Annotated in this window: 6 protein-coding genes; 5 read left to right on the forward strand and 1 reads right to left on the reverse strand. The window is 72.2% G+C overall.

Annotated elements, in window-relative coordinates:
* Positions 1 to 221: 221 nt before the first annotated feature.
* The gene (locus ACIA5F_RS27660; protein WP_399357549.1) at positions 222 to 1,229 is read right to left on the reverse strand and encodes an aldo/keto reductase; all 1,008 of its coding nucleotides are present in this window, start codon (positions 1,227 to 1,229) and stop codon (positions 222 to 224) included.
* Between the two features lie 73 nt (positions 1,230 to 1,302).
* Between ACIA5F_RS27660 and ACIA5F_RS27665 the strand changes: the two genes are divergently transcribed.
* From ACIA5F_RS27665 to ilvC, 5 genes are all read left to right on the forward strand, one after another.
* Positions 1,303 to 2,250, forward strand: coding sequence for a 2-hydroxyacid dehydrogenase (locus tag ACIA5F_RS27665; protein WP_399357551.1), 948 nt, complete (start codon positions 1,303 to 1,305; stop codon positions 2,248 to 2,250).
* 270 nt (positions 2,251 to 2,520) lie between these two features.
* Positions 2,521 to 5,394 (forward strand): putative bifunctional diguanylate cyclase/phosphodiesterase, encoded by a 2,874-nt coding sequence (locus tag ACIA5F_RS27670; RefSeq protein WP_399357553.1) that lies wholly within the window; start codon positions 2,521 to 2,523, stop codon positions 5,392 to 5,394.
* A 204-nt stretch (positions 5,395 to 5,598) separates the two neighbouring features.
* Positions 5,599 to 7,485 carry an acetolactate synthase large subunit gene (locus ACIA5F_RS27675; protein WP_399357556.1) on the forward strand — a complete coding sequence of 629 codons (1,887 nt, stop codon included), beginning with the start codon at positions 5,599 to 5,601 and terminating at the stop codon, positions 7,483 to 7,485.
* 31 nt (positions 7,486 to 7,516) lie between these two features.
* Positions 7,517 to 8,041 carry an acetolactate synthase small subunit gene (gene ilvN, locus ACIA5F_RS27680; protein WP_399357559.1) on the forward strand — a complete coding sequence of 175 codons (525 nt, stop codon included), beginning with the start codon at positions 7,517 to 7,519 and terminating at the stop codon, positions 8,039 to 8,041.
* Between the two features lie 196 nt (positions 8,042 to 8,237).
* Complete coding sequence (ilvC, locus tag ACIA5F_RS27685; RefSeq protein ID WP_399357561.1) at positions 8,238 to 9,239, forward strand: ketol-acid reductoisomerase; 1,002 nt, start codon at positions 8,238 to 8,240, stop codon at positions 9,237 to 9,239.
* The last annotated feature ends 142 nt before the right edge of the window (positions 9,240 to 9,381 follow it).

Genomic DNA, 9,381 nt, shown 5'->3' on the forward strand with positions numbered 1-9,381 from the left:
CCACAGGCCCCCGACGACCCGGGGAGGCCGTACGGCCCCGCCCCGGCCGCCCCGGCCCGCCGGGACGTCCCCTGCGCCGCGCCGTCACCCGGTCCACGACCCCGTCCGTCTCGCATGGTCCCGCTCCCCTCCGGTCATCCGGTCGTGCCTTCCACCCGTTCCAACTGCGGCGGCACTTCGCGAAGTTCCACCGCTCGTACACTCGATCGAGTGGATGCGGGTCAGTCCCACGCCTCCACCGCCGCCGGGAAGGAGGCGATCTCGGCCAGGTCGCCGGCCGTCAGCCGGACCTCCGCGGCCCGCGCGTTCTCCGCGGCCCAGTGCGCCCGGTCGGCCCCCGGCACCGGCACCACCTGAGGCCCCTGCGCCAGCACCCAGGCCAGTGCCACCTGCGCCGCCGTCACCTGGGGGCCGTGCCGCCGCGCCACCCGCCGCAACCCCGCCACCAGCACCTGGTTCGACGCCATCGCGTCCGCCGTGAACCGCGGATGCCGCGCCCGTACGTCCTGCGACTCGAACCCCTCGCCCGGGGTGAGCGTCCCGGTCAGGAACCCGCTGCCCAGCGGCATCGCCGCCAGCAGCCCGACCCCGCGCGCCGCGCACCACGGCAGCAGCTGCCAGGCCGCCTGCGGCGACCACACCGACAGCTCCGCCTGCACCGCGCTCACCGGGAACACCTGCTGCGCCCGTTCCAGGTGCCGCACGGTCGTCCCGTACGCCCGGTCCCCGCGCCGGCCCGCTCCCGGTCCGGCGCCCGCCCCCAGGGCGCAGAACCCGAGCGCCCGCACCTTCCCCGCGCCCACCAGCTCCGCCATCGCCCCCCAGGTCTCCTCCACCGGGACGTCCGGGTCGACCCGGTGGAGCTGGTACAGGTCGATGACATCGGTGCGCAGCCGCCGCAGCGAGGCGTCGCAGGCCCGCCGCACCGAGCCCGGCCGCCCGTCGGCCACCACGTGCTGCTCGCCCGCGCGCAGCCCCACCTTGGCCGACACGAACGCCTCCGACCGCCGCTCGCACAGGACCCGTCCGAGCAGCAGCTCATTGGTGAACGGGCCGTACAGATCGGCGGTGTCCAGCAGGTTCGCCCCCAGGTCGAGCGCCGTGTGCACGGCGGCCAGCGACTCCTCGCCCCGCCGCCGCGAAGGCGCGTACGCCCAGCTCATCGGCATGCACCCGAGCCCGATGGCGCCCACCGTCAGCGCCCCCGCCCCGATCGACCTGAGCTCCACCCGTACGTCCCCCTCCCGGTCCGGCCCTCAAAGTAACGGCTTGATCCGGATCGCTTCGCATAGCCTCGTGATCATGACTGCAAAGACTCCGGACGTCTGGCTTCCGTTCCCCGCCGAAGAGTTGGAGGGCCTGCCCGGCTCCTTCCGGTACCGCCGCTGGGACGGCGAGGAGGACTTCCCGGCCGATCCGGCCGACTGCGTCTTCTACGTCACGCCGTACATGAAGTCCCAGGCCGTCACCGTCCGCCCGCTGGCGCGGATGCCCGGCCTGGAGGTCGTCCAGACCCTGACCGCGGGCACGGACCACCTCCTGGGCGGTCTCGGCGCCCTGCCCGCGGGCGTACGGCTGTGCAACGCGGCCGGGGTGCACACGGCGAGCACCGCCGAACTCGCCCTCACCCTGATCCTCGCCTCACTGCGCGGCATCCCCGGCATGGTCCGCGGCCAGGACCGCGAGGAGTGGCGCTTCGGGGTGTACGAGGCCCTCGCCGACAAGTCCGTCCTGATCGTCGGCTACGGATCGATCGGCGCGGCCGTCGAGGACCGGCTCGTGCCCTTCGAGTGCGGGCCGGTCACCCGGGTCGCGCGCACGGCGCGCACCACCGCGCGCGGCCCCGTGCACGCCCTCGCCGACCTCCCCGCACTCCTGCCCGGGGCCGATGTGGTGATCCTCGCGACACCGCTGACCGAGTCCACCCGGGGCCTGGCCGACGCCGGCTTCCTGCGCCGCATGAAGGACGGCGCCCTCCTCGTGAACGTGGCGCGCGGCCCCGTCGTCGACACCGGCGCCCTGCTGGCGGAGGTGGAACGGGGCCGCCTGCGCGCGGCACTCGACGTCACCGACCCCGAACCACTGCCCGCCGGCCACCCGCTCTGGCACGCCCCGGACGTCCTGATCACTCCCCATGTGGGCGGCAGCACCTCGGCGTTCGAACCGCGCGCCAAGCGCATGCTCGTCCGCCAGCTCACCCGGTTCGCCGCCGGTGAGCCCCTGGAGCACACGGTGCTGGTCACCGGGTGACAGGAGGCGCGCACACCCCGCCCTCCAGCGGCGCAGGGACAGCGGAACCCCTCCGTTCGTAACGGAGAGTAGAGAAGCTATGTCCCTGAGTGACGAAAGTGGTGTATCGTCCGGACGAAGGGGCTGCGCCACGAATGTCTGGCGCCGGGGAGTGATCGGACACTTTGGGGGGCGACGGGCGATGCACGGCCAATGGGCGAACGATCCGACACGGCGGAGCCGCCGGAGGCGACGATGGGGTGCGCCGAAACCGGCCGGCGAGGGGGACCGGTGAGCACCCCCGGGGCCCTCCTGACCCGCTCGCCGGCCTCCGGCAGCGGACGGGGGCCCGCCGTCCAGGTGCTGCTCACGGTGGTCTGGGGCGGGTACGCGGCAGGCGCCGGCCTCGGCTGGGGGAGCAGCGAACTCGCCGACGTCATGGGCGACTTCGGCCTCAGCGCCGCCGCCCTGATCGCCGCCGTCTCCTGCTTCCAGTACGCGCGCACCCGTGCGAACCGCGACCGGCTCGCCTGGGTGCTCTTCGCCCTCTCGTCCCTGATGTCGGCCTGCGGGAACGCGGTCTGGGGCTGGTACGAGGTCGTGATCCGGGAGGAGATGCCCAGTCCCTCCCCGGCGCAGTTCTTCTTCCTCTGTTTCGCGCCGCCCGCCATCGTGGGCCTGCTCGTCCTCGCCAAGCGCCCCGTCACCCGGGCCGGCTGGGTCTGCCTCGCCCTCGACTCCTGGCTGATCGCCGGCTCACTGCTCACGCTCTCCTGGAGCCTGGCCCTCGCCAAGTCGGCCAGGTCCCACAGCGCGGGCAGCGTCCCCGGCGCGGCACTCGAACTCGCCTACCCGCTCCTGGACATCGCGCTCGTCTCCATGGTCCTGGTCCTGCACTTCCGGCGGTCCGCCGCCAACCGGTCCGCCATCAACACCGCCATCGCCGCCCTCGCCCTCACCGTCCTGTGCGACGCGATCTTCACGTCGCCGCTGCTGAAGGAGACCTACCGCTCCGGCCAGCTCCTCGACGCCGGCTGGTTCGCCGGCTCGCTGCTGCTCGCGTACGCGCCCTGGGGCGCCCGCCGGGGCGGCGGATACGCGCCGGACCGCGCCGGGCCCGTGCGCGGACCGCGCCCCGTCAGCCGCCCGATCGCCGGTTCGCTGCCGGCCCTCACCCCCTACCTCGCCGCCGCCGTCTGCACCCTCGGCATCCTCTACAACGTCATCGAGAGCCGCAGCGTCGACAAGGTCGTGGTCGTCACCGGCTGCACCGTCGTCCTCGCCCTCGTCGTGCGCCAGGGCATCATGCTCCTCGACAACATCGCGCTGACCCAGGAACTGGCCCAGAAGGAGAACCACTTCCGCTCCCTGGTCCAGGGCTCCAGCGACGTCATCATGATCGCCGCCCCCACCGGCACCCTGCGCTACGTCAGCCCCGCCGCCGCCGGGGTCTACGGCCGCGAGGCGGAGGAGCTGGTCGGCACCGAGCTCGCCGCGCTGATCCACCCCGACGACCTCGGCCGCGTGGTCCACGAGGTGCGCCGCTTCCTCGCCGCGCCGCCCGCCGAGGAACCCACCACCCGCATCGAGTGCCGCTTCGAGTCCGGCGACGGCGAGTGGCTCAACGTGGAGTCCACCGTCAACCGCCACCAGGGCGGGCTGATCCTCAACAGCCGCGACGTCACCGAGCGGGTCCGCCTCCAGGCCCAGCTCCAGCACAGCGCCGAGCACGACCCGCTGACCGACCTGCCCAACCGGGCCCTGTTCACCCGCCGCGTCCGCCAGGCCCTGACCGGCAGGCGGGCGGGCGACCACAGCGCCGCCGTCCTCTTCATCGACCTCGACGGCTTCAAGGCGGTCAACGACACCATCGGCCACCAGGCCGGTGACGAACTGCTCGTCGAGGCCGCGCGCAGGCTCCAGGAGTCCGTCCGGTCCGGGGACACCGCGGCCCGCCTCGGCGGCGACGAGTTCGCCGCCCTCGTCCTGGGCGACGGCGGACGCGACCGCGGAGCCCGCGAGTACCAGGTCCACGAGATCGCCGACCGGCTGCGCACCACCCTCTCCCAGCCCTACCGCATCGCGGGCAGCGAGGTCCGGGTCGCCGCCAGCATCGGCGTGGCCTTCGCCGACCCCGGCATCACCCCTTCGGACCTGATGCGCAACGCCGACCTCGCGATGTACCGGGCCAAGGCGGGCGGAAAGGACCGCGTCGAGCTGTACGCCCCGCAGATGCAGGCCGAGGTCGTGCGCAAGGCCGAGCTGGCGGGGCGGCTGCGGACCGCGCTGCACGAAGGACAGTTCACCCTGCTGCACGAACCGGTGGTCTCGCTGACCACCGGCCAGGTCACCGCGGTGGCCGCGCAGGCCCGCTGGCGCTCCGCGCAGGGCATCCTCTTCACCCCCGCGGAGTTCCTCCGCGTCGCCGAGTACAACGGGGGCGGCTCCGCCCCCACCGGCGTCCCGGACGTCTCGCGCACGGCCGAGCTGGGGCGCTGGCTGCTGGAGGAGGCCGTGGGGCAGGCCGCCGACCGGCACCGGGCCGGGCACGACGTACCGGTCGCCCTGCGGATGACCGCCCAGCGGCTGCTGGACCGGGCCATGCCGCTCGGCTCCGTGGAATCGCTGCTGACCCGGTACGGGCTGCCTTCCGGGGCCCTGCTGATCGAACTGGCCGACAGCGACCCCAGGGTCCCCTTCGACGAGCTGGAGCGCCGGCTGCGGGGCCTGCGCCGGCTCGGCGTCCTGATCGCCCTGGACGGCTTCGGCAGCGGCTACGCGGCCATGAGCGCCCTGCGCCGGCTCCCGGTGGACATGCTGAAGCTGGACCGGGGCCTGGTCGAAGGGGTGGTCGAGTCGGCCCGCCTCCACAAGATCACCGCCGGGCTGTTGCGGATCGCGAACGATCTCGGCATGCAGTCGGTGGCCGACGGGGTGGACCTCCCCGAGCAGGTCATGGCCCTGCGCGCGATGGGCTGCACCCACGGCCAGGGGGCGGCCTTCTCCGGACCGCTCGACGAGTACCGGCTGCGCCGCGCACTCGTGCGCGGTACCTTCCCCGTACCCGGCGAGGCCGTCCGGCCCGCCCTGGCGGGCGGCTCTCCCGGGGGCTCGATGGCCCTGCACGGCGGCTCACATAATGAGACGCCCGTCCCACCCGCTTGACATCCACCTCCCGCCGGAGGGAGGGTCAGTGCCATGCGCACCCGAATTCTCGTACTTGGAAAGCGCGTCGGCTGAAGCAGGGAACTGTATGTCCCCGCTCAACGCACCCGACGCGCTCCCCTCGCTTGCCACCTGGCACGAGGGGTTTTTTGTTGCACCGGCACAGAGTCCCATCCTCGTCAAATCCTCAGCTTCGAGAAGAGAATGCCGATGACCGAGCAGGCCACCGGGGCCCACCACCCGCAGCCCCGGCCCCGTAGCGGCGGGCAGCAGCCCACCGCAGTCGAGTACGTGACGGGTGCGCAGTCCCTCATCCGCTCTCTCGAAGAGGTGGGGTGCGACACCGTCTTCGGCATCCCCGGCGGTGCCATCCTCCCCGCGTACGACCCGATGATGGACTCCAAGAGGGTCCGTCACATCCTGGTCCGCCACGAGCAGGGCGCCGGTCACGCCGCCACCGGCTACGCGCAGGCCACCGGCAAGGTCGGCGTCTGCATGGCCACCTCCGGGCCGGGCGCGACCAACCTGGTCACCCCGATCGCCGACGCCCACATGGACTCCGTCCCGCTCGTCGCGATCACCGGCCAGGTCTCCTCCAAGGCGATCGGCACCGACGCCTTCCAGGAGGCGGACATCGTCGGCATCACGATGCCGATCACCAAGCACAACTTCCTGGTCACCAAGGCCGAGGACATCCCGCGGACGATCGCCGAGGCGTTCCACATCGCCTCCACCGGCCGCCCCGGCCCGGTCCTCGTCGACATCGCCAAGGACGCACTCCAGGCGAAGACCGCCTTCACCTGGCCGCCCGTCCAGGACCTCCCGGGCTACCGGCCGGTCACCAAGCCCCACGCCAAGCAGATCCGCGAGGCCGCCAAGCTCATCTGCCAGGCCCGGCGCCCGGTCCTCTACGTCGGCGGCGGCGTGATGAAGTCCGGAGCGACCGCCGAGCTGAAGGTCCTCGCCGAGCTGACCGGAATCCCGGTCTCCACGACCCTGATGGCGCTCGGCTCCTTCCCCGACAGCCACCCGCTGCACGTCGGCATGCCGGGAATGCACGGCTCGGTCACCGGCGTCACCGCGCTCCAGAAGTCCGACCTGCTGATCGCGCTCGGCACCCGCTTCGACGACCGCGTCACCGGCAAGCTCGACAGCTTCGCCCCCCTCGCCAAGGTCATCCACGCGGACATCGACCCGGCCGAGATCGGCAAGAACCGCGCCGTCGACGTCCCGATCGTCGGCGACGCCCGCGAGGTCATCGCCGACCTGGTCCAGGCCGTCCAGGCCGAGCACGCCGAGGGCCACGCGGGCGACTACACCGCCTGGTGGAAGGATCTCGACCGCTGGCGCGAGACCTACCCGCTCGGCTACGACCTCCCCGCGGACGGGATGCTCTCGCCCCAGCAGGTCATCGAGCGCGTCGGCGAACTGGCCCCGCAGGGCACGGTCTTCGCGGCCGGCGTCGGCCAGCACCAGATGTGGGCCTCGCACTTCATCACCTACGAGGAGCCCCGCACCTGGCTGAACTCCGGCGGCGCCGGAACCATGGGCTACGCGGTCCCCGCCGCGATGGGCGCCAAGGTCGGCCGCCCCGAGCGCACGGTCTGGGCCATCGACGGTGACGGCTGTTTCCAGATGACCAATCAGGAACTGGCCACCTGCGCGCTGAACAACATCCCGATCAAGGTCGCGATCATCAACAACGGCGCGCTGGGCATGGTCCGCCAGTGGCAGACCCTCTTCTACAACCAGCGGTACTCCAACACCGTCCTGCACGCGGACGAGACCGGCCACGACACGGTCGGCTCCCAGCTCGGGGAGTCCAGCGCCCCCCGCAAGGGCACCCGCATCCCGGACTTCGTCAAGCTGTCCGAGGCCATGGGCTGCGTGGCGCTGCGCTGCGAGGACCCGGCCGACCTGGACCGGGTCATCGCCGAGGCCAACGCGATCAACGACCGCCCCGTCGTCGTCGACTTCATCGTCCACGAGGACGCCATGGTGTGGCCGATGGTCGCCGCGGGCACCTCCAACGACGAGGTCCTGGCGGCCCGGGGCGTCCGCCCCGACTTCGGCGACAACGAAGACGACTGAGCCGAGAGAGCCGAGAGAGAGAACGACCCACATGTCCAAGCACACGCTCTCCGTCCTGGTCCAGAACACGCCCGGCATCCTCGCCCGGATCGCCGCGCTGTTCTCCCGCCGCGGGTTCAACATCGACTCCCTCGCGGTCGGTGTCACCGAGCACCCCGACATCTCCCGCATCACCATCGTCGTGAACGTCGAGGACCTCCCGCTGGAGCAGGTGACCAAGCAGCTCAACAAGCTGGTCAACGTCCTCAAGATCGTCGAGCTGGAGCCGCACAACGCCATCGAGCGCGAGCTCGTCCTCGTCAAGGTCCGCGCCGACAACGAGACCCGCTCGCAGATCGTCGAGATCGTCCAGCTCTTCCGTGCCAAGACCGTGGACGTCGCCCCGGAGGCCGTCACCATCGAGGCGACCGGGGGCACCGACAAGCTCGGCGCGATGCTCAAGATGCTGGAGCCCTTCGGCATCAAGGAGCTCGTGCAGTCCGGCACGATCGCCATAGGGCGTGGCGGCCGGTCCATCACGGACCGCAGCCTGCGCGCGCTCGACCGCACCGCCTGAGACCCCGGGGCGCCCGACGCGGCGGCGGTCAGGCCCGCCTGACCGCCCGTCCGGCCCGCCCGCCGTGCCCGCGCGCGAACCGTCCACGATGTCCCGCCACCGGACGGCGACCGCTCGCATGGCGAGACCGAGAAACGCAGATTCCGTTCCCCGCCGTACGGTGGGTGCAACACCAGCGCATCAAGGAGATATCCCAGTGGCCGAGCTGTTCTACGAGAACGACGCCGACCTGTCCATCATCCAGAACCGCAAGGTCGCGGTCATCGGTTACGGCAGCCAGGGCCACGCCCACGCGCTGTCGCTCCGTGACTCGGGCGTCGACGTCGTCGTCGGCCTGAAGGAGGGCTCGAAGTCCAAGGCCAAGGCCGAGGAGCAGGGCCTGAAGGTCCTCCCCGTGTCCGAGGCCGCCGCCTGGGCCGACGTCATCATGATCCTCGCCCCGGACCCGCTCCAGGCCGAGATCTACGAGGAGTCCGTCAAGGAGCACCTCAAGGACGGCGACGCGCTGTTCTTCGGACACGGCTTCAACGTCCGCTACGGCTTCATCAAGCCCCCGGCCAACGTGGACGTCGCCCTGGTCGCCCCGAAGGGCCCCGGCCACCTGGTCCGCCGTCAGTACGAGGAGGGCCGCGGCGTCCCGTGCATCGCGGCCGTCGAGCAGGACCACTCCGGCAACGCCTTCGCCCTCGCGCTCTCCTACGCGGCCGGCATCGGCGGCACCCGCGCCGGCGTCATCAAGACCACCTTCACCGAGGAGACCGAGACCGACCTCTTCGGCGAGCAGGCCGTCCTCTGCGGTGGCGCCTCCGCCCTGGTCAAGGCCGGTTTCGAGACCCTGACCGAGGCCGGCTACCAGCCGGAGATCGCCTACTTCGAGTGCCTGCACGAGCTGAAGCTCATCGTGGACCTCATGTACGAGGGCGGCCTGGAGAAGATGCGCTGGTCGGTCTCCGAGACCGCCGAGTGGGGCGACTACATCACCGGCCCCCGCATCATCACCGACGCCACCAAGGCCGAGATGAAGAAGGTCCTCGCGGAGATCCAGAGCGGCGAGTTCGCCAACACCTGGATGGCCGAGTACAAGGCGGGCCTGCCGAAGTACCAGGCGTACAAGAAGGCCGACGAGGCGCACCTGCTGGAGACCACCGGCAAGAAGCTGCGCAAGCTGATGAGCTGGGTCGACAGCGACGAGAGCTGATCTCGCGGGTGGCGGGGGCGGGGCGCGCGGGGCCCGCCCCCCCCCCCCCCGCGGGCCCCCCCCCCGGGGGCGGGCCCCCCCCCGGGGGTCCCCGGCGGGGTGGGCCCCCCCGCCCGCCCCCGCCCGGGGGTGCGTCCCGTCA

This window comes from Streptomyces sp. NPDC051567 (assembly GCF_044454165.1).
GTDB lineage: Bacteria > Actinomycetota > Actinomycetes > Streptomycetales > Streptomycetaceae > Streptomyces.